The 26,015-nt window shown below is 53.9% G+C and carries 23 protein-coding genes; 15 read left to right on the top strand and 8 right to left on the bottom strand.

Features of this window, described 5'->3' with window-relative positions; all coding sequences use genetic code 11:
• Nucleotides 1-191: 191 nt before the first annotated feature.
• From nagE to chiQ, 4 genes are all read left to right on the top strand, one after another.
• A complete protein-coding gene (gene nagE, locus ACSIPU_RS08525) occupies nt 192-2,144 on the top strand; it encodes a PTS N-acetyl glucosamine transporter subunit IIABC (protein ID WP_004100222.1) in 1,953 nt (650 codons plus the stop codon).
• Nucleotides 2,145-2,322: 178 nt separating this feature from the next.
• Nucleotides 2,323-3,990 (top strand): glutamine--tRNA ligase, encoded by a 1,668-nt coding sequence (glnS, locus tag ACSIPU_RS08520; protein ID WP_016809295.1) that lies wholly within the window; start codon nt 2,323-2,325, stop codon nt 3,988-3,990.
• 437 nt (nt 3,991-4,427) lie between these two features.
• Nucleotides 4,428-5,831: a chitoporin ChiP gene (gene chiP / locus ACSIPU_RS08515; protein ID WP_004100225.1), complete on the top strand. Its 1,404-nt coding sequence runs from the start codon at nt 4,428-4,430 to the stop codon at nt 5,829-5,831.
• 47 nt (nt 5,832-5,878) lie between these two features.
• Nucleotides 5,879-6,211, top strand: a complete 333-nt coding sequence (gene chiQ, locus ACSIPU_RS08510) for a ChiQ/YbfN family lipoprotein (protein ID WP_023320571.1) — start codon at nt 5,879-5,881, stop codon at nt 6,209-6,211.
• A 53-nt stretch (nt 6,212-6,264) separates the two neighbouring features.
• Here the strand turns inward: chiQ and ACSIPU_RS08505 are convergent, their stop codons facing one another.
• The 8 genes from ACSIPU_RS08505 to ybfF all read right to left on the bottom strand — a co-directional run bounded on the left by ACSIPU_RS08505 (nt 6,265) and on the right by ybfF (nt 13,920).
• Complete coding sequence (locus ACSIPU_RS08505; RefSeq protein WP_016807938.1) at nt 6,265-7,560, bottom strand: MFS transporter; 1,296 nt, start codon at nt 7,558-7,560, stop codon at nt 6,265-6,267.
• Between the two features lie 54 nt (nt 7,561-7,614).
• Complete coding sequence (tcuB, locus tag ACSIPU_RS08500; RefSeq protein ID WP_023320572.1) at nt 7,615-8,754, bottom strand: tricarballylate utilization 4Fe-4S protein TcuB; 1,140 nt, start codon at nt 8,752-8,754, stop codon at nt 7,615-7,617.
• Nucleotides 8,741-10,144 (bottom strand): FAD-dependent tricarballylate dehydrogenase TcuA, encoded by a 1,404-nt coding sequence (gene tcuA, locus ACSIPU_RS08495; protein ID WP_004100231.1) that lies wholly within the window; start codon nt 10,142-10,144, stop codon nt 8,741-8,743. Before tcuA ends, tcuB begins: the two co-directional genes overlap by 14 nt.
• Nucleotides 10,145-10,241: 97 nt before the next feature.
• Complete coding sequence (gene tcuR, locus ACSIPU_RS08490) at nt 10,242-11,168, bottom strand: tricarballylate utilization LysR family transcriptional regulator TcuR (protein WP_004111412.1); 927 nt, start codon at nt 11,166-11,168, stop codon at nt 10,242-10,244.
• A 127-nt stretch (nt 11,169-11,295) separates the two neighbouring features.
• The gene (gene fur, locus ACSIPU_RS08485; protein WP_004100233.1) at nt 11,296-11,748 is read right to left on the bottom strand and encodes a ferric iron uptake transcriptional regulator; all 453 of its coding nucleotides are present in this window, start codon (nt 11,746-11,748) and stop codon (nt 11,296-11,298) included.
• Nucleotides 11,749-12,039: 291 nt separating this feature from the next.
• Nucleotides 12,040-12,570, bottom strand: a complete 531-nt coding sequence (gene fldA / locus ACSIPU_RS08480) for a flavodoxin FldA (protein ID WP_004100234.1) — start codon at nt 12,568-12,570, stop codon at nt 12,040-12,042.
• Between the two features lie 149 nt (nt 12,571-12,719).
• Entirely contained in the window at nt 12,720-13,013 is a 294-nt protein-coding gene (gene ybfE, locus ACSIPU_RS08475) for a LexA regulated protein (protein ID WP_004100235.1), read from the bottom strand.
• 133 nt (nt 13,014-13,146) lie between these two features.
• Nucleotides 13,147-13,920 carry an esterase gene (gene ybfF, locus ACSIPU_RS08470; protein WP_196557900.1) on the bottom strand — a complete coding sequence of 258 codons (774 nt, stop codon included), beginning with the start codon at nt 13,918-13,920 and terminating at the stop codon, nt 13,147-13,149.
• A gap of 184 nt (nt 13,921-14,104) precedes the next feature.
• Between ybfF and seqA the strand changes: the two genes are divergently transcribed.
• From seqA to araD, 11 genes are all read left to right on the top strand, one after another.
• Nucleotides 14,105-14,653 carry a replication initiation negative regulator SeqA gene (gene seqA, locus ACSIPU_RS08465; RefSeq protein ID WP_004111417.1) on the top strand — a complete coding sequence of 183 codons (549 nt, stop codon included), beginning with the start codon at nt 14,105-14,107 and terminating at the stop codon, nt 14,651-14,653.
• Between the two features lie 32 nt (nt 14,654-14,685).
• A complete protein-coding gene (gene pgm, locus ACSIPU_RS08460) occupies nt 14,686-16,326 on the top strand; it encodes a phosphoglucomutase (alpha-D-glucose-1,6-bisphosphate-dependent) (protein ID WP_024273919.1) in 1,641 nt (546 codons plus the stop codon).
• Between the two features lie 56 nt (nt 16,327-16,382).
• Entirely contained in the window at nt 16,383-16,802 is a 420-nt protein-coding gene (locus ACSIPU_RS08455) for a hypothetical protein (RefSeq protein WP_004100239.1), read from the top strand.
• A 324-nt stretch (nt 16,803-17,126) separates the two neighbouring features.
• Nucleotides 17,127-17,924, top strand: a complete 798-nt coding sequence (locus ACSIPU_RS08450) for a DeoR/GlpR family DNA-binding transcription regulator (protein ID WP_004100245.1) — start codon at nt 17,127-17,129, stop codon at nt 17,922-17,924.
• Nucleotides 17,925-18,038: 114 nt separating this feature from the next.
• Nucleotides 18,039-19,112, top strand: a complete 1,074-nt coding sequence (locus ACSIPU_RS08445) for an erythritol/L-threitol dehydrogenase (protein ID WP_004100247.1) — start codon at nt 18,039-18,041, stop codon at nt 19,110-19,112.
• Between the two features lie 234 nt (nt 19,113-19,346).
• The gene (locus ACSIPU_RS08440; protein WP_004100249.1) at nt 19,347-20,261 is read left to right on the top strand and encodes an ABC transporter substrate-binding protein; all 915 of its coding nucleotides are present in this window, start codon (nt 19,347-19,349) and stop codon (nt 20,259-20,261) included.
• A 105-nt stretch (nt 20,262-20,366) separates the two neighbouring features.
• Nucleotides 20,367-21,851: a sugar ABC transporter ATP-binding protein gene (locus ACSIPU_RS08435; RefSeq protein WP_126488796.1), complete on the top strand. Its 1,485-nt coding sequence runs from the start codon at nt 20,367-20,369 to the stop codon at nt 21,849-21,851.
• Nucleotides 21,852-21,861: 10 nt separating this feature from the next.
• Entirely contained in the window at nt 21,862-22,848 is a 987-nt protein-coding gene (locus ACSIPU_RS08430) for an ABC transporter permease (protein WP_004100252.1), read from the top strand.
• Between the two features lie 27 nt (nt 22,849-22,875).
• On the top strand, nt 22,876-24,354 hold the full coding sequence (locus ACSIPU_RS08425) for an FGGY-family carbohydrate kinase (protein WP_196557897.1): 1,479 nt from the start codon (nt 22,876-22,878) through the stop codon (nt 24,352-24,354).
• On the top strand, nt 24,351-25,250 hold the full coding sequence (locus ACSIPU_RS08420) for an L-ribulose-5-phosphate 3-epimerase (RefSeq protein WP_133497491.1): 900 nt from the start codon (nt 24,351-24,353) through the stop codon (nt 25,248-25,250). Before ACSIPU_RS08425 ends, ACSIPU_RS08420 begins: the two co-directional genes overlap by 4 nt.
• Nucleotides 25,240-25,935, top strand: coding sequence for an L-ribulose-5-phosphate 4-epimerase (gene araD / locus ACSIPU_RS08415; protein WP_004111424.1), 696 nt, complete (start codon nt 25,240-25,242; stop codon nt 25,933-25,935). The genes ACSIPU_RS08420 and araD overlap by 11 nt, the downstream gene beginning before the upstream one ends.
• Nucleotides 25,936-26,015: the final 80 nt, after the last annotated feature.

The following is a 26,015-nucleotide window of genomic DNA, read 5'->3' as shown; positions in this document are numbered from 1 at the left end:
TTTCGTTGTTAGCCAGTCAAAGGCGGAGGTGAATACGATATTTGGTGACTATTGTCACAAAAAATAGCCATTTAATTTGCGAGACGAATTAATTTTTCAGACACTTTGCAGGTAAGTTAAAAATTTAACCAGGTTACACAATAATAAAGTGGCTTTAATGAGCCTCAACGGGGTCTCATAGGGGGAATAAGATGAATATTTTAGGTTTTTTCCAGCGACTCGGTAGGGCGTTACAGCTCCCTATCGCAGTGCTGCCGGTCGCGGCGCTGCTGCTGCGATTCGGGCAACCCGATCTGCTTAACATTTCGTTTATCGCGCAGGCGGGCGGGGCAATCTTTGATAACCTGGCGCTGATTTTCGCTATCGGTGTTGCATCCAGCTGGTCGAAAGACAGCGCCGGTGCCGCAGCGCTGGCGGGGGCGGTAGGTTACTTCGTATTGACTAAAGCGATGGTCACCATCAACCCGGCCATCAACATGGGCGTCCTGGCAGGTATCATTACCGGTCTGGTCGGCGGCGCCGTGTATAACCGCTGGTCGGGCATCAAACTGCCTGACTTCCTGAGCTTCTTCGGCGGCAAACGCTTTGTGCCGATCGCAACCGGCTTCTTCTGTCTGGTACTGGCAGCCATCTTCGGCTACGTCTGGCCGCCGGTGCAAAACGCCATCCATGCTGGTGGTGAATGGATTGTCGGCGCGGGCGCGCTCGGCTCCGGTATCTTTGGTTTCATCAACCGTCTGCTGATCCCGACGGGTCTGCACCAGGTGCTGAACACCATCGCCTGGTTCCAGATTGGTGAGTTCACTAACGCTGCTGGCGCGGTATTCCACGGTGATATCAACCGCTTCTATGCCGGTGACGGCACCGCGGGGATGTTTATGTCCGGCTTCTTCCCGATCATGATGTTCGGTCTGCCGGGCGCGGCGCTGGCGATGTACTTCGCGGCGCCTAAAGAGCGTCGTCCTATGGTCGGCGGTATGCTGCTGTCGGTTGCCATCACCGCATTCCTGACCGGTGTGACTGAGCCGCTGGAATTCCTGTTCATGTTCCTGGCGCCGCTGCTGTATCTCCTGCACGCTATCCTGACCGGCATCAGCCTGTTCGTTGCGACGGCGCTGGGTATCCATGCGGGCTTCTCTTTCTCTGCAGGCGCTATCGACTATGTTCTGATGTACAGCCTGCCGGCAGCCAGCAAGAACGTCTGGATGCTGATTGTGATGGGTGTTGTCTTCTTCGTTATCTACTTCCTGCTGTTCAGCGCGGTAATCCGCATGTTCAATCTGAAAACGCCGGGTCGTGAAGATAAAGTGGATGATGTGGTCACTGAAGAAGCCAACAGCAATACCGAAGAGGGCTTAACCCAGTTGGCGACCAACTACATTGCGGCGGTTGGCGGTACCGATAACCTGAAAGCGATCGATGCCTGCATTACCCGCCTGCGCCTGACCGTTGCGGACTCCGCGCTGGTAAACGATGCGGCCTGTAAGCGCCTCGGTGCTTCCGGTGTGGTTAAACTGAACAAGCAGACCATCCAGGTTATCGTCGGTGCGAAAGCCGAATCCGTCGGTGATGAAATGAAGAAAGTGGTTGCCCGCGGCCCGGTTGCCGCAGCAGCAGCGACTTCAAACAGCGCGCCCGCAGCCGCTCCGGCCGCTAAACCGCAGGCCGTCGCTAACGCGAAAACCGTCGAAGCGCTGGTTTCGCCGATTACTGGCGACATTGTGGCCCTGGAGCAGGTGCCGGATGAAGCCTTCGCCAGCAAAGCCGTCGGCGACGGCGTGGCGGTGAAACCGACCGATAAGATTGTTGTTGCGCCGGCAGCGGGCACCGTAGTGAAGATTTTCAACACTAACCATGCTTTCTGTCTGGAGACGGAAAACGGCGCGGAAATCGTCGTCCATATGGGTATCGATACCGTTGCGCTTAACGGCCAGGGCTTTAAACGCCTGGTGGAAGAGGGCGCGGAAGTGAAAGCGGGTCAGCCGATTCTGGAACTGGATCTTGAGTTCCTGAACGCTAACGCACGTTCGATGATTAGCCCGGTCGTATGCAGCAACAGCGACGACTACAGCGCGCTGGTTATCCAGGCAACCGGCAAGGTTGTAGCGGGCCAGACGCCGTTGTACGAAATTAAAGGCAAATAAGACTCCTGAGTGGCGTTTATGCCTCGGCGGCGCAGCGAAACCTGCGCCGCTTTTTTTTACCGCAAACAACCCCATAATCTCCTTCTGATACGTATTTTGCGTAACTAATAGTTGTCTCTACGCCCTGCTTGTAAGATCATGTGCCGTTATACGTTGTTTACGCTTTGAGGAACCCACGATGAGTGAGGCAGAAGCCCGCCCGACTAACTTTATTCGTCAGATCATTGATGAAGATCTGGCTACTGGTAAGCACACCACCGTTCATACCCGTTTTCCACCGGAACCGAACGGCTATCTGCACATTGGCCACGCAAAATCTATTTGCCTGAACTTTGGTATCGCTCAGGATTACCAGGGCCAATGCAACCTGCGTTTCGATGACACCAACCCGGTGAAAGAAGATATCGAATACGTTGAGTCGATTAAAAACGACGTGCAGTGGTTAGGTTTCCACTGGTCCGGGGATGTTTGCTACTCGTCTGATTATTTCGATCAGCTGCACCAGTATGCGGTTGAATTAATCAATAAAGGCCTGGCCTACGTTGATGAACTGTCAGCGGATGAGATCCGTGAGTACCGCGGCACCCTGAAAGAGCCGGGTAAAAATAGCCCGTATCGCGATCGCAGCGTGGAAGAGAACCTGGCGCTGTTTGAAAAAATGCGTAGCGGTGGATTTGCCGAGGGTAAAGCCTGCCTGCGCGCGAAAATCGATATGGCTTCGCCGTTTATCGTGATGCGCGATCCGGTACTGTACCGTATTAAGTTTGCCGATCACCATCAGACCGGAAGCAAGTGGTGCATCTACCCGATGTACGACTTTACCCACTGCATCAGCGATGCGCTGGAAGGAATTACCCACTCTCTGTGTACTCTCGAGTTTCAGGATAACCGCCGCCTGTACGATTGGGTGCTGGATAACATCAGCATTCCCGTGCATCCGCGTCAGTATGAATTCTCGCGCCTCAACCTTGAATACACCGTGATGTCCAAGCGTAAGTTGAATCAGCTGGTGACGGAAAAACACGTCGAAGGCTGGGATGACCCGCGTATGCCGACCATTTCCGGCCTGCGCCGTCGCGGCTATACCGCAGAGTCTATCCGCGAGTTCTGCAAACGCATCGGCGTGACCAAGCAGGACAACACTATCGAAATCGCTGCCCTGGAATCCTGCATCCGCGAAGATTTGAACGAAAATGCTCCGCGTGCCATGGCCGTTATCGACCCGGTTAAGCTGGTGATCGAAAACTATCCGCAGGGCGGCAGCGAAATCGTCACTATGCCGAATCATCCCAATAAACCGGAGATGGGCAGCCGCGAGGTGCCGTTCAGCGGCGAAATCTGGATCGATCGCGCCGATTTCCGCGAGGAAGCGAACAAGCAGTACAAGCGTCTGGTGCTGGGCAAAGAAGTTCGCCTGCGCAATGCTTACGTCATCAAAGCGGAGCGCGTGGAGAAAGATGCGGAAGGCAATATCACCACGATTTTCTGTACCTATGATGCCGACACCCTGAGCAAAGATCCGGCCGACGGCCGCAAGGTGAAGGGCGTGATTCACTGGGTGAGCGCGGCGCACGCGCTGCCGGTCGAAATCCGTCTGTACGATCGCCTGTTCAGCGTACCGAACCCGGGCGCGGCGGAGGATTTCCTCTCGGTGATGAACCCGGAATCGCTGGTTATCAAACAGGGTTTTGCCGAGCCAAGCCTGGCGCAGGCGCAGCCGGAAAAAGCGTATCAGTTCGAGCGCGAAGGGTATTTCTGCCTGGATAGCCGCTATGCAACCGCAACCAATCTGGTGTTTAACCGCACCGTCGGTCTGCGCGATACATGGGCAAAAGTCGGCGCGTAATTCTCCGCCGCGAATGACAACGCCGCTTACAGCGGCGTTTTTTTTATTCAGAATCAGAGAATTAAAATCTCATATTTTCGCGATGCGAATTAATCTTGTTTACAGATTGTAATAAACGCGATTTTTACCCCTTTCCCTTTATCCCCTGGAAATATGTAATCGCTTTCATTTCTCTTAATTTTGTCAGTTTTTGCAAGCACTTCCCCCGCTAAATGTGTGACTTCTAAGACTGAAACAAAAAGACATAAATTATGTGCGCTTTGTCATAATCTTCATCTTTGGTCGGCGAAAGAGATTGATAATTCGCGTCACGAAAAATAGTCTATAGCCAGTGGTTATGCGAATTTTTACCGCACCACTTTTAAAGTATTTTTATTTTATTTTTTGCGTGTTGCCCCTGGTAACCGCACTTTTAAAACGTCAAAGAGGATATGCATATGCGTACGTTTAGTGGCAAACGTAGTACGCTGGCGCTGGCTATTGCCGGTGTCACAGCCCTGTCAGGATTTGCAATGGTGCCGGATGCAAAAGCAGAAGGGTTCATTGATGATTCAACGTTAACCGGCGGCATCTATTACTGGCAACGTGAACGCGACCGTAAAGATGTCACCGACGGCGACAAATATAAAACTAACCTGTCGCACTCTACCTGGAACGCCAACCTCGACTTCCAGTCCGGCTACGCCGCCGATATGTTCGGCATTGACGTTGCTGCCTTTACCGCCATCGAAATGGGCGAAAGCAGCGAGAGCGGTCACCCGAACGAAATCGCTTTCTCCTCGCGCAATAAAACCTACGACGAAGACTATTCCGGCGATAAGAGCGGGATCAGCCTGTATAAAGCTGCCGCAAAATTTAAATTTGGTCCGGCGTGGGCGCGCGCGGGCTATATTCAGCCAACCGGCCAAACGCTGCTGGCTCCGCACTGGAGCTTTATGCCCGGCACCTATCAGGGCGCGGAAGCCGGCGCTAATTTTGACTATGGCGACGCGGGCGCGCTGAGTTTCTCCTATATGTGGACGAACGAGTATAAAGCGCCGTGGCATATTGAGATGGATGAGTTTTACCAGAACGATAAGAAAACCAAGGTGGATTACCTTCACTCTCTCGGCGCCAAATATGATTTTAAAAACGACCTGGTGCTGGAAGCGGCATTTGGTCAGGCCCAGGGTTACATCGACCAGTATTTTGCCAAAGCCAGCTATAAATTTGATGTTGCAGGCACGCCGTTAACCACCAGCTATCAGTTCTACGGCACCCGCGATAAAGTCAGCAACGGCGGGGCTAACGATATTTATGACGGCACCGCGTGGCTGCAGGCATTGACCTTTGGCTATAAGGTGGCCGACGTGCTGGACCTGCGTCTGGAAGGAACCTGGGTTAAAGCTGACGGCCAGCAGGGCTACTTCCTGCAGCGTATGACGCCAACCTACGCCTCTTCTAACGGTCGGCTGGATATCTGGTGGGATAACCGCTCGGACTTCAACGCCAACGGTGAAAAAGCGGTGTTCTTCGGCGCGATGTATGACATGAAGAACTGGAACATGCCGGGCTGGGCCTTTGGCGCATCCTATGTCTATGCCTGGGATGCGAAGCCGGGCAGAATGTCCTCGCCTGATGCCTACTACAACCCAGATAAACGCCTGGAAGAGTCCGCCTATAGCCTGGACGCCATGTATACCGTTCAGGAAGGGCGCGCGAAGGGCACGCTGTTCAAACTCCACTTTACGCAATACGACAACCACTCTGATATCCCGAGCTGGAGCGGCGGTTACGGCAACATCTTCCAGGATGAGCGCGACGTGAAGTTCATGGTTATCGCACCGTTCACCATTTTCTGATGCCTGAGCGGCGGGCGTGAGCCTGCCGCAATATCCCGAGGTTATTTATGAAGAAGTTACTGCTTGTCGCTATTATGGCAACAGGCCTGGTTGCCTGTACGCAGTCGCCAGCGCCGAAAGAAGACTCAAAGTTGAGAGACGCCTACAGCGCCTGCATTACTAGCGCGGAGGGGAACCCGGATAAGCTTGAAGCCTGTCAGAGCGTACTGAACGTGCTTAAGCAAGAGAAACAGCACCAGCAGTTCGCCACCCAGGAAAGCGTGCGGGTGCTGGACTATCAACAGTGTATCCAGGCGCGCAAAACCGGTAACGATCAGGCCGTGCAGGCGCGCTGCGACCAGCTCTGGAAAGAGATCCGCAGCAACAATACGCCTCGTTAATCCAGGCGGAGACGGGCAAAGCGGGCGGAGCGTAAACTCCGCCCGCGGCTATTTTAGCGGGGTATTTCTGCTGGCTGATAGCTGCGGCTCAGGCGAGTAAAGAGCATGGCAGTTGCGGCAAGTCCGCATAGCGCAGCGCACATCAGCCACCAGCCCGGCGAGCTTTTATCCCCGGTGATCTCGACCAGCGCGGTGGAAATAGCCGGCGTCAGGCCGCCAAAGATAGCGGTGGCGAGGCTAAAGGCTAACGAAAAGCCCACGGTGCGGACGTAGACCGGCATCACTTCGGTCAGCGCCGCGACCATCGCGCCGTTATACATACCGAAGAAAAACGAGAACCAGAGCAGGACCAGCGTCATACGGGTAAAATCCGGCGCGGCGGTGAGCCAGTGCATCACCGGCCAGGTGGTAAACAGCGCCAGCAGGGTGATGCCCATCAGCACCGGACGACGGCCTATTCTGTCAGAAATTGCCCCGCCAATCGGTAACCAGATAAAGTTAGAGATGCCGACCAGCATGGTGACCAGCAGGCTATCGCGAGCGCTCAGATGCAGCACGGCTCTCCCGTAGGTTGGGGTATAAACGGTAATAAAGTAAAAAGTGGTCGTGGTCATCGCCACCAGTAAGGTGCCCGCCGAGATGATGCGCCAGTTTTTTACAATCGTGCTCAGGATTTCTCGGGTATCAGGACGATGTTTACGCTGCAGGAAAGCTTCGGTTTCCTGTAGCGAACGCCGCAGTACAAAAATCAGCGGAATGATCAGACAACCAATAAAGAAGGGGATACGCCAGCCCCATTCGGCGATCTCATCATGGCCAAGCGTTTCGTTTAGCGCGTAGCCAATCAGCGCCGCGACCACGATAGCCACCTGCTGGCTGGCGGATTGCCAGCTGGTATAGAACCCCTTTTTCCCCGGGGTGGCGATTTCCGACAGGTAGACCGACACGCCGCCGAGCTCTACGCCCGCCGAGAATCCCTGCAGCAGACGGCCGACTAATACCAGAATGGGGGCGAGAACGCCGATGGCGTGATAGCCGGGGACCAGTGCTATCAGCAGTGTCCCGCAGCCCATAATCGCCAGCGTCACCATCAGCCCTTTACGCCGCCCGATTCTGTCGATATAGGCCCCCAGCACTATCGCCCCGATAGGGCGCATCAGGAAGCCCGAACCAAACACGGCGAAGGTGAGCATTAACGCCGCAAACTCACTTTCCGCCGGAAAGAACGTTCTGGCGATGTAGGTGGCGTAAAAACCGAACAGAAAAAAGTCGAATTGCTCGAGAAAATTACCGCTGGTCACGCGGAGAATAGCGCCGAAGGTACCGGCGCGCGATGATGATTGCGTCATAGGGGTTGCTCTCCATTGTCTTTATCTTGTTTTTATAGAGGTAAGAGGAGCGGACTAGTCGCCTGCGACTGCCGCCTGTTTTCCGCGCCGTTTCTCAATTGCCCACTTGAGTAACGCCGCACACCGATAAAATCCGTGGGCAAATTTTCCGTATGGCAGGGTTAAAAACAGCGCCATCACAACGCCGAGATGAATGGCGAGCAGGACGCCCATCCACGAGGTATCGCGCCCTGCCAGCAGGGCCAGTCCGGTCAGGCTGGTTAAAAACAGCAGCAAAATAAAGCCGCGATCCATCGGTTTTTGCCGCGCATCGCCGTGCAGCGGCGAGCGGCGCAGGTTTAGCCATAGCAAACCCGCCGGGCCGACCAGCAGGCCGATACCGCCGAGCGTGCCCAGTACAACCGGTACGCTGAAGAACGGGTAGGGGGCTTCCCAGCCGGCGATATAGTGATAACCCGTAGCCACCACGGTGGCGGCGAAACAGAGCAGAAAACCGTAGAAGGTAAAGTGATGGAAACGGCGGCGCATCAGGGTAAACGCGTCATCAGCCTCGTTGCAGCCTTTACCGTGCCCGCCGTCGAGATACTTCAGCGTGAGCGCATTATGCGAGGCTGTAGCGATGTCGATAGCCTGAGGCTGACCCGGTGAAATCTCGCGCCAGAAGCGGATCACCCCGCTCATCAGTAACCCTATGGCCAGAATGAAGACCGAGCCAAACATCCAGGCCAGCAGGTTATGGGGAAATATCCGGTAAAAATCGCCGGCCAGCGGTGGATGAAGCAGCGAGCCATTGAGCCCCATCGCCAATAGCAAAAAGAGGATCAAACCGGCGACCAGCGCCAGCACCGTGGTCACGCCGGCCCGACGGTAAAGGCTGCTGAAAGCCGCGGGTTGGGCATAGTGCTGATAGGTTTCCAGGCGGACTTCCGCCATCGCTTTCGGGACATTAATGGCAAACTCGTGCGGCGGCGCATACTGGCAGGCATGCAGGCAGGCGCCGCAGTTGTGGCACAGGTTGGCCAGGTAGTTAATATCCGCTTTACCAAAAGCCAGGCGCTGAGTCATGGCCGGAAACACGGCGCAAAACCCTTCGCAATAGCGGCAGGCGTTACAGACCTGCATCACCCGTTCAACTTCCGCTTCCGGCTCGGTGATGATCTGCGCGTCGATAATCAACTTTTCAAGCGACTTCATGATGTATCTCCTGCTGTGCCGCACGGGCGGCCTGCTGGCCGGCAATGCGGCCGAACGTCGTACCAATCGACATGCCTACGCCGGCGGTATAGCCTTTGCCCAACACGTTGCCGGCCATCATTTCGCCAGCAACGAACAGGTTACGGCTGGGTTTGCCCGCAAAATGGACGGCGGCGCGTTCATTGACGTACAGTCCGAGGTAGGTGAAAGTGATCCCCGGGCGCAAGGCGTAACCGTAGTAAGGCGGCGAATCGATGGGCCGCGCCCAGTGGGTTTTCGGTGGGGTCAGGCCTGATGTTGCGCAGTTATCAAGGCAGGTATGATCGAACTGGCCCGGCACGCAGGCGGCGTTATAGTGCGCGATGGTTTGCGCCAGACGCGCCGCGTCCAGCCCCAGTTGGCGAGCCAGTTCTTCGATAGTATTGGCCTGGGCGCCGGGAAAAACCGGCGGCATAAAGTGACCGATCGCTTTGCTGTCGATAATTGAATAGCCGATTTGTCCCGGCTGGTGGGCGACCAGCCGCCCCCAGATGGCATAACGTTTGGGCCAGAAATCTTCCCCTTCATCATAAAAGCGCTCGGCGTCGCGGTTTACGACCACGCCCAGCGATACGCAGTCCACGCGGGTGCAGATCCCGCCATCATAGAGCGGTGCCCGGGCGTCTATGGCGACGCAGTGTGACTGCGAGGGATCGCCGATAACGTCAGCCCCGGCGTCGATCATATATTTCAGCAGCACGCCCTGGTTAAAGCGGGTTCCGCGGATGAGAAAGTTATCGGCTGGCCATTCGCCGCGATCGTTCTGTCCCCACGCTTCGCGCAGCCACTCGCGGTTAGACTCAAAGCCGCCGGCGGCGAGGACGCAGGTTTTTGCGGCAATCCTTTCTTCACCCGCCAGCGCGGCGACGAATTCGCCGTTATATAATTCGAGCGCCTGGACCGGGGTGTTGTAGCGGATCTGTACACCCATCTGCTCCGCGCTGCGGTAATAAGCATTTATAAGAGCCTTGCCGCCGCCCATGAAAAAGGCGTTGGTGCGGGCGACGTGCAGTGCGCCGGAGAGCGGCGGCTGAAAGTTAACTCCGTGCTGGCGCATCCAGTCCCGGCACTGTGATGAGGTACGGATCACCAGCCGCGCCAGCGCTTCGTTGGTATTACCCTCGGTGACGCGCAGCAGATCCTGCCAGTACTCTTCTTCCGGATAGCTGTCGACCAGCACATCCTGCGGAGCATCGTGCATACAGCGAAGGTTCCGCGTGTGCTGAGAGTTTCCGCCGCGCCATTCTTTCGGCGCGGCCTCCAGCAGCAGCACGGACGCGCCGGATTCCCGGGCGGTCAAGGCGGCGCATAGCGCAGCGTTGCCGCCGCCAATCACCAGTACATCCACCATTTTTGGCTCCATTACGGTTTGCTTTATTGTTAAATTTGTAATGGAAATGTATGCGCTCAGGGCGGCAGGACGCTATGGCGTATTGCTAAAGAGGGGTTTAGTGTGCGTAAAGGCTGGCGCCAGGCCAGCGGCCAGATTCGACCAGCTGACGCATGACTTTTGCCAGTATGACTCGCGCGGCGAGACCCGATGGGGTCAGTTCATCATCGGAAAGACTGACGAGAAAATTAGGCCGACTGAGTATCGGATTGTTGATGCCGATCACTCTCAGGGGCTCGCCGTCGAGATGAGAAATCGCTGCTCCCGGCTGCAAAGTGGCGCCGAGGCCGTCGCGCACGGCGCGCATCAGCAGGGCCAGACCGTCGATTTCAGCGACCACATCGACATTAAGCGCATGCTCCTGGCACATCGCCTCCAGCCTGCCGCGCAGCCCATGCCCCAGGCTTGGCATAATCAGCGGGACAGCGGAGAGCTGGTCCGGCGAGATGCTATCGTCGGGAAGGGGAGCCAGTACCTTATGGGTGCCAATCAGAAACAGACGCTCTTCAAGAATCGGCCTGGCGCTCCAGCGCACAAGCTTCTCCTTCTGGAACACGATCGCTAAATCGAGCTGACGGGTGTTGATCATGCGTTCAAGGTTGCCGGAGAGACTTTCTACCAGATGCAGGCGGACGTCGGCATAGCTTTCGCGCATCGCGTTGATAAAGGGTACGCCGAGCACAGAGGCGGTGCTGGGGGCCATGCCGACGCTGACGTGGCCAGATAGCCGCGCCTCGCGCGCAGCAAGAACCGCATCATCAGCGTGACGCAGCGCCAGCTGCGCCTGTGAATAGAAGGCGAGGCCAGCGCTGGTGGGCATTACACCGCGAGACGTCCGTTGTAGCAGGCGAATGGCGAGTTCATTTTCCAGGCGCGCCATTTGTTGGCTAAGCGCGGAGACGCCGATATTCAGGTCAAGCGCGGCGCGGCCCATACTGCCGGTTTCAATAATGCGCACAAAATAGCGTAGCTGGCGAAGCTCCATAAGCACTCCGTATAAAGCAGGATGCACCGACAGTAAACGTATTCAGGCGCGAGAGGAAGAGGCGGCAGATGGCGGGCAAAAAAAAGCCAACCCGCAGGCTGGCTTTGGCTGATAAACGATGCGGTGATTATTTCTCTACCGCGTCGTGGGCATGTTCATCTTCGCGGCAGTCGCCTTCTGCACAGTGGCCGTACAGGTACAGACTGTGGTTGGTGAGGCGAATACCGTGTCTGGCGGCAATCTCACGCTGGCGCGCTTCGATGGAATCATCGCTAAACTCGATCACTTTGCCGCAGTCCAGGCAAATCAGATGATCGTGATGGTGCTGCTGCGTCAGTTCAAAAACGGATTTACCGCCTTCGAAATTATGACGGGTGACGATACCGGCGTCGTCAAACTGGTTCAGTACGCGGTAGACGGTGGCCAGGCCAATCTCTTCACCCATATCAATCAGGCGTTTGTATAAGTCTTCCGCACTGACATGATGGTTATCCGGTCCTTGCAGCACTTCCAGGATTTTTAATCTCGGAAGCGTCACTTTCAGGCCAGCTTTCTTTAATGCGGTATTGTTGTCAGTCATGCGGAATCTGTCCTGTTGCTAAACGATCTACTTCCATCAGCGGAAGTAATACAGAGAATCACCCGATGTAATGCGTCTCATTATAGAACTGCCATGGTGAAATGAAAACTGCAAGCATCGGGCCTTGTATGCTGTCAAAAACGAGGCACTCGCTACAAAGTGCTTCACGCGACCCCGTTAAATCAGAGGACATTGTACAGATATGTGATTAAAAGTTAAAAACTTGTAGCTATAACTTTGATTGCTTTTATCTATCAATTCGGCGAAATATGGTGATTACGCCGTTTAGACTCAGGCATTCTTGATTTCTTCGAGGTGCAGCTCCTCGGAAATCTGTTTTACCCATTTTTCGACGCGTTCGTTAGTCAGTTCAGGCTGACGGTCTTCGTCGATAGCCAGACCGACAAAATGATCGTCATCGGCCAGGCCTTTAGAGGCTTCAAAATGGTAGCCAGCGGTCGGCCAATGGCCAACGATAGTTGCGCCGCGCGGTTCGATGATATCGCGAATGGTGCCCAGCGCATCGCAGAAGTATTCAGCATAGTCTTCCTGGTCGCCGCAGCCAAAGAGGGCTACCAGTTTGCCATTAAAATCGATCTCTTCCAGCGTCGGGAAGAAATCGTCCCAATCGCACTGGGCTTCACCGTAGTACCAGGTTGGGATGCCGAGCAGCAGGATATCGTGAGCTTCCAGATCCTCTTTGCTGCTTTTGGCAATGTCGTGAACATCAGCAACATCTTTACCAAGCTGCTTTTGAATCATTTTTGCAATATTTTCGGTGTTGCCGGTGTCGCTGCCAAAAAAGATGCCGATGATTGCCATGAGTAAAATAACCTCTTGAAACTTAATGATGTGGTAGTGGCGTAATGCCCGCAGATAGGGGCAATGATAGCAGAACTGAGAAGGGCGCGGAAACAGCAATCACGCCCAACTGCACACTCTGCTACATGAAAGCTTATTTTTTGAGGGTTTTAGGCTTTATCCTGGCCGCGCAGGGCTGCCAGCTGGGTCATCAGCATCTCTTCGATCAGATCGCTGCGGTTCATGTTACGGGCTTCGGCCAGCTCATTGAGCGCATCGACCGCATCGGCATTGAGCTTAAGCTCCACGCGCTTCAGGCCGCGGCTCTTGTCGCGTTTAAGCTGATTGCGTTTGTTGATGCGCAGCTGTTCATCGCGCGAAAGCGGATTCGTTTTCGGTCTTCCCGGCCGACGCTCAGTTGCGAACAAATCTAATGTCGTACGGTCCGTTTGTTCTTTTGCCATGATTCAGAGTGACTTCGGGGGAAACAAGCTATCGGGCATAGCCGACGCAGACAGCGCGCCATAATACATCAGGCGGCGGGCTGCGCCAACGGCCGCGGACATTAAGCCGCGCGGTCGAGTATATTTTAGGCAGTTACGCGGCGATAGAGGTCAAATAACGGCGAATGGCGCGGATCACAGCCTCCGGTTTTTCAGCATGCACCCAGTGTCCGGCGCCGGCGATAACGTGCGCCCGAGCTTCGGGAAACTGCGCCAGCAGCGCGTCACGACAGGCATCGGTCACGTAAGGGGAGTTGCCGCCGGGGATAAACTGCGCCGGATGCGGCCATGCCGGGACGGTTTGCCAGCCGACGATGTTGTCGTACTGCTCCCACAGCACCGGTACGTTAAAACGCCACTGGCCATCCACAAAGGATTTCAGCAGAAACTGAACCACGCCCTCTTCATTAAGGTGTTGACGCATGACCGTCGTTGCCTGCTGACGCGTAGCGGCGCCCGCATCGGTAACGGCGTTGATGGCAGCAAAAATTTCATCATGGCGGCGGACGTGATAATCCACCGGGGCGATATCAATAGCTACCAGGCCTGCGATGCGCTCTGGCGCCAGCGCGCTCAGCGTCATCACCGCTTTGCCGCCCATAGAGTGACCAATAAAGGTGGCTTTCTCAATCTGCGATTCATTGAGAGTATCAAGCAGATCCTCAGCCATCGCGGCGTAGGTCATCTCCGGCGCGCGCGGGGAGAGACCGTGGTTTCGCATGTCGACCTGCACCGTATCGTGATCGACAACCAGATCGCGGGCGAGGATCCCAAGGTTGTCCAGGCTGCCAAAAAGGCCGTGGACCAGGACGATAGGGGGATTATTGTGCTGATTCTGTGCAGATTGCGCTCGGCTATTTAATTTCATGGCAAAGTTCTTTTTTTCGCTCCGTCGGGTTAGGGTATTATGTTGAACATTCTGCCATCCGGCTGCAAGACCCGGAAGATTTCTGAGTTTTGCCGTCATCCTGGTTTGACGCTATCCGCGGTTGGGATTTGTCCCTATAATCCCGACAACTTGTATTCAGAAAAAGATATCGCACTGGATTAAGATGAAAACAATTGAAGTTGATGATGAACTCTATAGCTATATTGCCAGCCACACCAAGCATATTGGCGAGAGTGCATCCGACATTTTACGGCGCATGTTGAAGTTTTCCGCCGTTTCCCAGCCTGCCGCACCGGTAGCGAAAGCCGCTCCGGCACCGGCGCCAACGCCTGTCGTTGACGTGAAGCCCGCTAATCCTCTGAAGGATAAAGTTCGCGCGATGCGTGAGCTGCTGTTATCTGATGAGTATGCCGAACAAAAGCGCGCGGTAAACCGATTCATGCTGGTTCTGACTACCCTCTACACCTTAGACAGCAAAGCGTTTGCCGAGGCCACCGAGTCTCTGCACGGGCGCACCCGCGTCTATTTCGCTGAAGATGAGCGCACGCTGCAGAAAAACGGTAATCAGACTAAGCCTAAGCAGGTCCCCGGTACGCCGTGGTGGGTTATCACAAATACCAATACCGGTCGCAAATGCAGCATGATCGAACACATCATGCAGTCCATGCAGTTCCCTGCGGAATTGATCGAAAAGGTTTGCGGTACGATCTAGTCATTTAACTTTTGCACCAGAAGGATCAGGCAATGGCAATCGATAAGCGCGCAGGTCAACCTGCGCAACAGAGTGATTTGATTAACGTCGCCCAACTGACTGCCCAGTACTATGTGCTGAAGCCGGAAGTAGGCAATGCGGAACATGCGGTGAAGTTTGGCACCTCCGGCCATCGCGGCAGCGCGGCGCGCCATAACTTCAACGAGCAGCATATTCTGGCGATTGCCCAGGCAATTGCTGAAGACCGCGCGAAGAACGGGATCACCGGCCCATGCTACGTCGGGAAGGACACCCACGCGCTCTCCGAACCTGCCTTTATTTCCGTACTGGAAGTGCTGGCGGCGAACGGGGTTGACGTTATCGTGCAGGAAAACAACGGTTTCACCCCGACGCCGGCGATTTCCAATGCGATTCTGGTGCACAACAAAAAGGGCGGCCCGCTGGCTGACGGTATTGTTATTACGCCGTCCCACAACCCACCGGAAGACGGCGGTATCAAATACAACCCGCCGAACGGCGGCCCGGCTGATACCAACGTCACCAAAGTGGTCGAAAACCGCGCCAACGAACTGCTGGCGGCGGGTCTGCAGGGCGTGAAGCGTATGACGCTTGATGCGGCGCTGGCCTCCGGTCACGTCAAAGAGCAGGATCTGGTGCAGCCGTTTGTTGAGGGATTAGCGGATATCGTCGACATGGCGGCGATCCAGAAAGCCGGACTGACGCTGGGCGTCGATCCGCTGGGCGGCTCCGGTATCGAATACTGGAAGCGTATCGCCGAGCATTACAACCTAAACCTGACTATCGTGAATGACCACGTGGATCAGACTTTCCGCTTTATGCACCTCGATAAAGACGGCGCAATCCGTATGGACTGCTCCTCCGAGTGCGCGATGGCGGGCCTGCTGGCGCTGCGCGACAAGTTTGACCTGGCTTTCGCCAACGACCCGGATTACGACCGCCACGGTATCGTCACGCCGGCCGGGTTAATGAACCCGAACCACTACCTGGCGGTGGCGATTAACTACCTGTTCCAGCATCGCCCGCAGTGGGGCAAAGATGTTGCGGTGGGTAAAACCCTGGTCTCCTCGGCGATGATTGACCGCGTAGTCAACGATCTGGGCCGCAAGCTGGTGGAAGTACCGGTTGGCTTTAAGTGGTTCGTTGATGGCCTGTTCGACGGTAGCTTCGGCTTCGGCGGCGAAGAGAGCGCGGGGGCGTCGTTCCTGCGCTTTGACGGGACGCCGTGGTCCACTGACAAAGACGGCATCATCATGTGCCTGCTGGCGGCGGAAATCACCGCGGTGACCGGGAAAAACCCGCAGCAGCACTACGACGAGCTGGCAGAGCGCTTCGGCGCGCCAAGCTACAATCGTCTGCAGGCTTCCGCGACTTCAGCCCAGAAAGCGGCGCTGTCTAAGCTCTCTCCGGAAATGGTGAGCGCCAGCACCCTGGCAGGCGATCCGATTACCGCGCGTCTGACTGCGGCTCCGGGCAACGGGGCGGCGATTGGCGGTCTGAAAGTGATGACCGACAACGGCTGGTTCGCCGCGCGTCCGTCAGGTACCGAAGATGCCTACAAAATCTACTGTGAAAGCTTCCTCGGCGCTGAACACCGTCAGCAGATTGAAAAAGAAGCGGTGGAGATTGTCAGCGAAGTGCTGAAAAACGCCTAATCTCCCACATGATAATCAGGCCCGTTTCAGGGCCTGATTTTTTTCGCAAGGCGGCGATGAAACTAAAACGTAAACACGTCTTCCGGTTCTGGGGCGGGATGGATCTCTTTTATCTCATCCAGTTTCTCGGCTGGAATCTTTACCATCAGCGCCTGCCTTTCTACGACGACATCCTCTCTTATCTCCAGCTTGTACCCACCCTTGGCCCCGCGGCCGCCTGGCTGTTCCCGCTGAATGTGCTGCTGATTGTCACTATTCCCGTGTCGATGGTTCTCCTCTGGCGGCAGAGCCGCTATGCCCTGCGGTTGGCCTGTGCGCAAACGCCCCTGCGGCTGGCCTTTATGCTGCCCTCACTTTCGCTGGTGCTATGGGGCGCGCAGGTCCTGGGAGTTAAAGGCGCGGCTTTCTTTATCGCTCTGCTGCTGGTCTCTGAGGCGGCAAAATTGATGACGTTATGGCGATGGCGAAAGATTTAACTTTTCGCGTTATCTTCACGGGGCAGGGGTATCCGGTAACACGGTGACCGAATCGGGCATAAACGGGTATCAGGTCGTTGACCGGGTTTGCCCGTTTTGCCGAATTAACTACCGGAGCAGGTGAACAATCACGGCTAATTCTGCGATTTTAGTCACAAATTTCTCGTGATTAAAATGAAATTTCCCATATATATATATGATCTACTTCAAATTAAAAAAAGCTAAAAGCTTGTTTTGATTTTGTATGATTTATGTCACTTACTGATATGGATGATTTTGTTATATTTATGTCATTAAATCCTGGATGCTTTCTTGAGAACTTATATGTTACAAGTTAAACGTCACTCATTAATTGTGGAATATGTCGTAGAAAAGGGATGTGCCAGAGTTAATGAGCTGTCGCGATTATTTGGTGTATCTCCGGAAACTATTCGACGTGATTTAACTGCGCTGGCCAGGAATAAGAAAATAGTGCGCAGCTTTGGCGGCGCAATGATTTCCGAAAATACGGCATCGTTTTTAGCTGCCGATATGCCGGCAAATAACGGAAACTTTGTCGATAAAGCCGAAGCCTTTATTAAACGCACGAAAGAACAGCCAGAACGTAAGATGCGCATCGCCAAAGGTGCGCTGCAATTTATTCATGAGCATGAGTGCATCATTATGGATAATAGCAGCTCCTGCTGGTTTTTAGCCCGTCAGCTACCTGACATTGAATTGACCGTTATTACTAATTCTTTGAATATTATTCAAACCTTAGCCTGTCGCAAAAAAATAAGAATTGTCAGCGTTGGTGGTGAATATTCTGAGCGTCACGGTGACTTTCACGGTCCGGTTGCTGAGTTCATTATCAACAATTTTAAGGTCAATAAGCTGTTTTTTTCCTGTCAGGGCCTGGACTCCGGTCTGGAAATTAAAGACAGTAATGAAGTCAACGTCCGGCTAAAGCAAGAGATGCTGAAAGTTGCCGATCAAAAAATTCTGATGGTCGATAGCAGTAAATTTGAACGCTATTCGCTTTATAAAATATGCGATCTGGCGGATATTGATATCTTGATCACTAATGAGTTACCCGGCGATATCTATCGCCAGCATCAGGTACATATTGTAGAGACCAAATAAGGCTCTGAATAATAATCTAATTGCATCATCATTTAATCGCTCTGTACCAGTTGGAGGAGTATTGCATTAGCAATACTGTCCCTCTTCATTATTTATCCGAAAAAGAGGTTTACGATGGAACAATTACCTGAAGATATGAAAGCGGTTGTCTGCCACGGTCCCCAGGATTATCGCTTTGAGAAAATTCGCCGCCCGATCGCCAAAGAAAAGGAAGTGGTCATTAAGGTTGACGGCTGTGGAATATGCGCCGGTGATTGCAAGGCCCAGGACGGTGCGCCGATGTTCTGGGGTGATAATCCGTGGGTAAAAACGCCGGTAGTGCCCGGCCATGAGTTTTACGGTCGGGTTGCTGAATTAGGCCCGGGTTCCGCTGAAAAATATAAATTAAAAATTGGCGATCGCATTCTCGCTGAACAGATTGTTCCCTGCCATGAGTGCCGTTTCTGTAAAACCGGAAAATACTGGATGTGTGAAACCCATGATATTTACGGCTTCCAGAAAGATGTCGCCGATGGCGGTATGGCTGAATATATGCGTTTCTCCGAACGCGCGATTATTCATAAAATTCCTGAATCATTAAGTGAAGAAGATGCGGCGCTGATCGAACCTATGGCCTGTGCAATCCATACGGTACGCCGCGGGGATATCGAACTGGATGATGTGGTCGTTATCGCCGGCGCCGGGCCGCTGGGGCTGTGCATGGTGCAGGTCGCTCATCTTAAGACGCCGAAGAAACTGGTGGTCATCGATACCATGGAAGATCGCCTGGCGCTGGCTAAAGCGTTTGGCGCCGACGTGGTCATCAACGCGGCGAAAGAGGACGCCGTCGCCATTGTTAAATCCATGACGGACGGATACGGCTGCGACGTTTATATCGAAGCGACCGGCGCGCCTGTTGGCGTGACTCAGGGACTGGAGATGATACGCAAACTGGGGCGCTTCGTTGAATTTAGCGTGTTTGGGAAAGAAACCACCGCCGACTGGTCGATCATCGGCGACCGCAAAGAGCTCGATATTCGCGGTGCGCATCTCGGCCCCTACAGCTATGAAATCGCTATCGATCTTTTTGAGCGTGGCCTCTTGACCGCCAAAGGCGTGGTAACGCATTTCTATTCTATCGATGAGTGGAAAGCCGCTTTTGAGATGGCCAAATCGCTGGATTCCATCAAGGTCGTTATCAAGCCATAAATTTATCATCATTCACTCGCGTCATTTATATTTATTGTTCTGCACTTTCATAAATGGCTGCTAAATCAATACTGGATTTCTTCAATCATGGGGATTGCTGAGATAAATGTCGGTAGCCTCTGCTAATTACCAGTGGTGAATTTATTGCTCAGTAAATCAGGCAACATTAGTACCATGAAAACGCTGCTGAATAATTTATATTCCGCAGCGCACAACTCAATAAGGAGATATTGAATGCCTGTAAAATTTAATACCAAAGCATTACTCTCAGGACTTCTGGCTATGAGCATGGTCGCCTGCGTTAATGCTAAGCCTTTGACTATCGGCATGTCCTTCCAGGAATTAAACAACGAATATTTCGTGACCATGAAAGAGTCGCTTGAACAGTCGGCAAAAGATATTAACGCGACCGTCTATACTGCGGATGCGGCGCATGATGTCTCCAAGCAGATTAGCGATGTTGAGGATATGCTGCAAAAGAAAATTGATATTTTGCTGATTAACCCGGCAGATAGCGTTGGCGCGGAAACCGCCGTCCTGGCCGCCAAAAAAGCCGGCGTGGTGGTGGTGGCGATAGATGCTCAGGCTAACGGTCCGATTGATTCTTTTGTGGGTTCAAAAAACTATGATGCGGGCTTTATTGCCGGAGAGCATTTAGCCAAAGCGCTGGGAGATAAAGGCAACGTGGCGATTCTCGACGGAATTCCGGTGGTGCCTATTCTGGAGCGCGTGCGCGGCTTTGAAGATGCGATGAAAAAGCATCCCAATATTAAAGTGCTTACCAAACTGAATGGTAAACAAGAGCGCGATACCTCCATGAGCGTGACGGAAAATATGCTGCAATCCAACCCGACGCTCAACGGTATTTTCAGCGTCAATGATGTTGGCTCACTCGGTGCCCTGGCGGCTATTCAGTCATCTGGACGCGATGTCAAGCTGGTCAGCGTCGATGGTTCTCCGGAAGCGGTGGCTGAAATTGCCAAAGGTAATACGCCGTTTATTGCTACCGCAGCACAGTTCCCGCGCGATCAGCTGCGTATTGGCTTAGGTATTGCCCTGGCAAAACACTGGGGGGCGAATATTCCTAAAGAGATTCCTGTTGATGTGAAGCTTATCGATAAAAACAACGCCAAAGATTTCCACTGGTAATCGCGTTATTACGCCACAGCGGCTCTCGCTTATTCAGGTGAGCCGTGCCGGATTCTTATTAAAGTATGGCTCGCTATTTTATCGAGCCATTATGGAGCGATGTTTATGCCCAGCTTACTGGAAGTCAAAAACGTCAGTAAAAGCTTCCCCGGAGTCAAGGCGCTGGATAATGTTAATATCACCCTTGCTCGTGGAGAAGTTCACGCTTTATTAGGTGAAAACGGCGCGGGTAAATCGACGCTGATGAAAATCCTGTGCGGGATCTATCAACCTGACGCCGGTAATATTTATATTGATGGTAAGCAGCAGCATTTTCATAACTATCGCGATGCGATTGCCTGCGGCGTAGGGATTATCTTTCAGGAGTTTTCTCTTATTCCCTATCTGAACGCTTATGAGAATATTTTCCTTAATCGTGAAAAGGTAAATCGTTTTGGCCTGTTAGATCGTAAAGCGATGCGTCGGGAGGCGTTACGCATTTTTAAAGAGCTTGGCGTCACGCTCGATCCCGACGAGCAAATCTGCCATCTCAGCGTCGCCGAGCAGCAATTCGTGGAAATTGCCAAAGCGCTGTCGCTGGATGCGCAAATTCTCATTCTGGACGAACCCACCGCGACCCTAACTCCTGGCGAGGCGGAACATCTTTTCCGCGTGATGCGCGATTTAAAGGCTAAAGGCGTCGGCATGTTCTTTATCTCGCATCACCTGGAGGAGATATATGAAATCTGCGACAGCCTGAGTATTCTGCGCGACGGCAAATATATCGGATCGGCAAAGGTCGACAATATCGATATCGCAGAGATGATCCAGATGATGGTCGGCCGTGAGGTGGAGAACATCTATCCCGAGCGGCGGACGCTGGCGCATGATGAAATACTGCTGGAGGCGGAAATTCAGCTGACCGAAAGTAGTCAGGTTAATCGGCTGACGTTGCGCAAAGGGGAGATTTTAGGCCTTGCCGGGCTGGTGGGGTCGGGGCGTTCCGAAGCGATTCTGGCTCTGACCGGCGCGGATAAATGCTACAAAAAACGCGTCCGTCTGGCCGGAAAAGAGGTGACGATAAATTCAACCGATCGGGCTCTGCGTCTGGGTATCGGCCTGTTGCCGGAAAGCCGCAAAACGCAGGGACTGGTACTGCCTTTTTCGGTCAAAGACAATATCTGGCTTAACAAACACGCCTGCCAGTTCTCGCTTATCCGCGATAACGAAGAGCGCCTGACCGCCGAGCGTTTAATTAGCCACGTTGGTGTGAAAACGCCAGATGCCGGGACCGCGGTGGGGACGTTGAGCGGCGGTAACCAGCAGAAAGTCGTTATTTCTCGTTGGTTAAATCATGACGTCAATATTCTTATTTTTGACGAGCCGACTCGCGGTATTGATGTCGGAGCAAAATCAGAAATCTACCAGATTATGCGCGACCTCACCGCCCAGGGGATTGCGATAATTATGATTTCATCTGAGCTTCCAGAGGTCATAGGCGTCAGCGACCGGGTGATGGTTTTTCGCGACGGTAATATCGTTGCGGAGCTTGAGAACGACCAAATTAATTCCACCGTCATTATGCTGCATGCTGCCGGTAATATTATTTAGGGAGTATTAAATGAGTAATGAAAACGTATCATTAGCGCCAGCCGTGTCTCCTGATAAAAATAAAAAGATGCTGCATAGTTTATTAAAAATGCCTGCATTCCTGCCGTTCGTTGGTCTGGTACTCCTGTTTTCCTGTATGGCTATTTTTAATGACTACTTCTTAACGGTTGATAACTTATCTACCGTCGCCCGTCAGGTCTCGATCAATGCCATCATCGCCATCGGAATGACCTTTGCCATCCTGACCGGTGGGATCGATCTCTCCGTCGGCGCGGTCATGGCCCTGGCCGGTACGCTGATGGCGGGATTAATGAAGTACTATGGTTTAGATCCGTGGTTAGCCATTCTTATCGGCCTGGGTTCCGGCGTCGCCTTTGGCGCGCTGAACGGCTTTTTAACCGCCTACGGCAAAATGCCGCCGATTATCGTAACCCTCGGCGCGATGATTATTGCGAAGGGGCTGGCACTGATCTATACCGGCGGCTATCCCATCTCCGGCTTACCGGATTCATTCGCTTTTTGGGGCCGTGAATATCTGTTCGGTATTCAGGTACCTATTATTCTGATGGTGGTTTTATATTTCATCTTTTATATCGTGCTGAATCATATGCCGTTTGGCCGCTATGTTTATTCTCTTGGCGGCAATGAAGAAGCGGCGCGCCTGAGCGGACTGCGGGTTAAATATTATAAATTGCTGGTTTATGTGATCAGCGGTTTTACCGCCAGTTTTGCCGGTCTTATTTTTACCTCACGGGTGATGAGCGGTCAGCCTAATGCGGGCGTCGGTTTTGAACTGGATGCTATTGCCGCCGTGGTGCTCGGCGGGGCATCGATTGCCGGTGGGCGCGGAATGATTATTGGCACGCTGATCGGCGCCATGATGCTCGGCGTACTGAATAATGGATTAAACCTGTTAGGGATCTCACCTTACGTTCAGTACGTGGTGAAAGGGCTTATTATTTGGGGCGCCACCTTTATTAGCTCAGCCAGACGTTAACTTATATTAATTATGGGACGAAGGGATATGAATTTTATCGGAGTGGATATCGGTGGTACGGTCACCAAAGCCGGGATATATACTGAGTGCGGGCAGGAGATCCACGTGGCTTCGCAATATGCACAGGTATTAACCGAACAGCCGGGTTTTACCGAGCGGAACATGCATGAGCTATGGGATACCGTTTGCAGCGTAATAAAAAAAGCGCTGTTTGAAAGCCAGGTGCCAGCGTTAAGTATTGGCGGGATCGGCTTCTCCTCGCACGGCAAAGGGTTGTACGCGATAGATAAAAAAGGCGAGCCGGTGCGCAACGGAATTATCTCATCCGATACCCGGGCGCTGGCGTTCGTCAAAAAATGGTACCGCGAAGGGGTCGATAAACTGGCCTATCCCAAAGGGCTGCAGCAGCTGTGGACCGGGCACCCGGTATCGCTGCTGGCGTGGTTAAAAGCACATGAGCCCGCCAACTACGACAGAATCGACGCCGTTTTAATGGTGCACGACTACATTCGCTTTCGTCTGACCGGCGAGGCGACGGCGGAAATTACCAATATCTCCGGCAGCAATTTTTATAACCAGCTTACCTCCCGCTACGACCGCGACATGATGGCGCTGTTCGGCATTGAGGAAGTGGCGGATAAGACCGCGCCGGTGGTCAACTCGACGGACTGCGTGGGCCACATTACCCTGCAGGCCTCGCTGGACTGCGGATTATGTCCCGGAACGCCGGTATTCGGCGGCTTTTTCGACGTGGTGGCCTCCGCCGTCTCATCGGGCATTGACCGGGCGGATACCCTGAGCGCAGTGGCCGGTACATGGAGTATCGCCACCTCGGTGACGGACAGCATTATTGCCAGCGACTATCCCTACATTTGGGGAAAATACTGCATTCCGGGCAAATATTTTGTTCATGAGGGCAGCCCCACTTCGGCGAGCAATCTCTCCTGGTTTGTGAAACAGTTTTTCCCTGACGATGACCGCTGCTACGACCATTTCGAAAGCTGGATTGCGCAAGAGACCGACAGCAACCTGATTTTTTTACCTTATCTGTTCGGTTCCAATCTGGCGATGGATCTGCCGGGTGCGCTGGTAGGTCTGGCGGGACATCATACGAAAAAGGATATTATTGCGGCCATCTACCGCGGGATCGTTTTTTCTCACCTGATACATCAGGACCGCATTATTGAACTCAATCGGGGTATTGAAAAAATTCGCTTTACCGGCGGGCCGAGCCAGTCGAGAGGCTGGACCCAGATGTACGCCGACGCGGCCAATCTTCCTCTGGAAGTCGTGGACATCGAACAGGCGGGATGTCGAGCCGCCGCGCTGTGCGCAGCCGCCGGCAGCGGAGCCTACGCCAACTTCAGCGAAGCGATAGCGGCCACGCAGCCCGAGGTGGTCAGTTATCAACCGGACGGCAAGCGGCATCAGCAGCTGCGCGAAGGTTATGCCCGTTACGTAGAGGTCGCGCAAAGCCTCTCCAGGGCAACGGGGGCGGCGCAATGAAACCGAGACTTGGTATCTACGAAAAAGCGCTTCCCGCTGCGCTGGACTGGCCGAAACGCTTCGAAATGGCGGCTGGCCTGGAGTTTGATTTTATCGAAATCTCCGTTGATGAGAGTCCTGAACGCCAGGCCAGGCTGCGCTGGAACCGTGGACAGCGGCTGGCATTTGTGGCCGACAAAATTAACAGCGGTATCGATGTGCCGAGCATGTGCCTCTCCGCGCACCGCAGCCATCCTTTTGGTAGCGTCAATCGTGAGACCCGGCTCAAGGCGCGGGAACTGATGCTTGATGCGCTGGATTTTGCCAGCCACGTCGGTATTCGCAACATCCAGCTGGCAGGCTATGACGTCTATTACGAATCCTCTTCGGCGCAGACCCGGGAATACTTTATTGAGGGCATCAACTGGGCGGTGGCCGAAGCGGCGAAAGCGCAGGTGATGCTGTCGATGGAGATTATGGACACCGCCTTTATGAGCAATATCTCCCGCTGGTTGGATCTCGAACGGAAGGTCTGTAGTCCGTGGTTTTGCGTCTATCCGGACGTCGGCAACTTAAGCGCATGGCAAAACGATGTTCCCGAAGAGTTGAGTAAGGGAATTCATAAAATCACCGCCATTCATTTGAAGGATACGCAGCAGGTGTCCCACGCTTCGCTGGGGCAGTTTCGCGATGTGCCATTCGGTACCGGCTGCGTCGATTTCACGGAGATATTTCGTACGCTCTCGGCGCTGAACTATCGCGGCGCCTGGCTGATTGAGATGTGGGCCAAAAACGACGGGCTGGACAGCGAGAGAATCGCCGACGCTAAAGCGTGGCTAACGGATAAATACCAGCAGACATTTCGTCCACCGCACTATGAAGGCATTGTGAATTCAGGAGTGAAGTATGTTGGATAACCTCAAGCAGGCGGTTCTTGATGCCAATCTGGCGCTGCCGAAATTTAATCTCGTGACCTTTACCTGGGGCAACGTCAGCGGCATCGATCGCGACGCCGGGCTGGTGGTGATCAAACCCTCCGGCGTGGAATACGCCGTGATGACCGCTGACGATATGGTGGTGGTGGAGCTGGCGACCGGCAGCGTGGTGGAGGGGCGCTATAAGCCCTCGTCGGATACGCCGACCCATCTTGAGCTGTATAAGGCATTCAGCGGCGTGGGCGGAATTGTGCATACCCATTCGCGCCATGCGACGATTTGGGCGCAGTCGGGGAGGTCGCTGCTGGCGATGGGCACCACCCACGCCGACTATTTTTATGGGCCGATCCCCTGTACCCGTCCCCTTAGCGATGATGAAATCCGCGGTGATTATGAAACCAATACCGGTCACGTGATTATCGAAACGCTGGGCGCGCAGCATACCGATCCGCTCAGCGTGCCCGCCGCGCTGGTTCACGGCCACGGCCCATTTGCATGGGGAAAAGATCCGGCGAACGCGGTGCATAATGCCGTGGTGCTGGAAGAGATTGCCTATATGAATATGTGGACCCGCCAGTTAAGCGCTGACGAACAGCCGGTCTCTGCGACCCTGCTGGATAAACACTATTTGCGTAAACACGGCGCGGGGGCCTACTACGGGCAGTAATTGTCTGCATTCCCCGGATGGCGGCGTAAACGCCTTATCCGGGCTACCGGTCCGCAGTCGACGGTGAACCCGTAGCCCGG

Source organism: Klebsiella sp. HN106 (assembly GCF_051209435.1).
Lineage (GTDB): Bacteria > Pseudomonadota > Gammaproteobacteria > Enterobacterales > Enterobacteriaceae > Klebsiella > Klebsiella oxytoca.
The sequence above is the reverse complement of the archived record's forward strand: the minus strand, read 5'-3'. Positions and strand labels throughout refer to the sequence as shown.

Excerpts from the sequence above, each read along its gene's own strand:
- tcuA (WP_004100231.1), bottom strand. The coding sequence starts at position 10,144 with ATGGTGGATGTACTGGTGATTGGCGGCGGCAACGCTGCGCTATGCGCC.
- ACSIPU_RS08505 (WP_016807938.1), bottom strand. The coding sequence starts at position 7,560 with ATGACGCAATCATCATCGCGCGCCGGTACCTTCGGCGCTATTCTCCGC.
- ACSIPU_RS08420 (WP_133497491.1), top strand. The coding sequence starts at position 24,351 with ATGAAACCGAGACTTGGTATCTACGAAAAAGCGCTTCCCGCTGCGCTG.
- ACSIPU_RS08450 (WP_004100245.1), top strand. The coding sequence starts at position 17,127 with ATGTTACAAGTTAAACGTCACTCATTAATTGTGGAATATGTCGTAGAA.
- seqA (WP_004111417.1), top strand. The coding sequence starts at position 14,105 with ATGAAAACAATTGAAGTTGATGATGAACTCTATAGCTATATTGCCAGC.
- ACSIPU_RS08445 (WP_004100247.1), top strand. The coding sequence starts at position 18,039 with ATGGAACAATTACCTGAAGATATGAAAGCGGTTGTCTGCCACGGTCCC.
- ACSIPU_RS08435 (WP_126488796.1), top strand. The coding sequence starts at position 20,367 with ATGCCCAGCTTACTGGAAGTCAAAAACGTCAGTAAAAGCTTCCCCGGA.
- ACSIPU_RS08425 (WP_196557897.1), top strand. The coding sequence starts at position 22,876 with ATGAATTTTATCGGAGTGGATATCGGTGGTACGGTCACCAAAGCCGGG.
- glnS (WP_016809295.1), top strand. The coding sequence starts at position 2,323 with ATGAGTGAGGCAGAAGCCCGCCCGACTAACTTTATTCGTCAGATCATT.
- chiP (WP_004100225.1), top strand. The coding sequence starts at position 4,428 with ATGCGTACGTTTAGTGGCAAACGTAGTACGCTGGCGCTGGCTATTGCC.
- pgm (WP_024273919.1), top strand. The coding sequence starts at position 14,686 with ATGGCAATCGATAAGCGCGCAGGTCAACCTGCGCAACAGAGTGATTTG.
- nagE (WP_004100222.1), top strand. The coding sequence starts at position 192 with ATGAATATTTTAGGTTTTTTCCAGCGACTCGGTAGGGCGTTACAGCTC.
- ACSIPU_RS08455 (WP_004100239.1), top strand. The coding sequence starts at position 16,383 with ATGAAACTAAAACGTAAACACGTCTTCCGGTTCTGGGGCGGGATGGAT.
- araD (WP_004111424.1), top strand. The coding sequence starts at position 25,240 with ATGTTGGATAACCTCAAGCAGGCGGTTCTTGATGCCAATCTGGCGCTG.
- fur (WP_004100233.1), bottom strand. The coding sequence starts at position 11,748 with ATGACTGACAACAATACCGCATTAAAGAAAGCTGGCCTGAAAGTGACG.
- fldA (WP_004100234.1), bottom strand. The coding sequence starts at position 12,570 with ATGGCAATCATCGGCATCTTTTTTGGCAGCGACACCGGCAACACCGAA.
- ybfE (WP_004100235.1), bottom strand. The coding sequence starts at position 13,013 with ATGGCAAAAGAACAAACGGACCGTACGACATTAGATTTGTTCGCAACT.
- tcuB (WP_023320572.1), bottom strand. The coding sequence starts at position 8,754 with ATGAAGTCGCTTGAAAAGTTGATTATCGACGCGCAGATCATCACCGAG.
- ACSIPU_RS08440 (WP_004100249.1), top strand. The coding sequence starts at position 19,347 with ATGCCTGTAAAATTTAATACCAAAGCATTACTCTCAGGACTTCTGGCT.
- ACSIPU_RS08430 (WP_004100252.1), top strand. The coding sequence starts at position 21,862 with ATGAGTAATGAAAACGTATCATTAGCGCCAGCCGTGTCTCCTGATAAA.
- chiQ (WP_023320571.1), top strand. The coding sequence starts at position 5,879 with ATGAAGAAGTTACTGCTTGTCGCTATTATGGCAACAGGCCTGGTTGCC.
- ybfF (WP_196557900.1), bottom strand. The coding sequence starts at position 13,920 with ATGAAATTAAATAGCCGAGCGCAATCTGCACAGAATCAGCACAATAAT.
- tcuR (WP_004111412.1), bottom strand. The coding sequence starts at position 11,168 with ATGGAGCTTCGCCAGCTACGCTATTTTGTGCGCATTATTGAAACCGGC.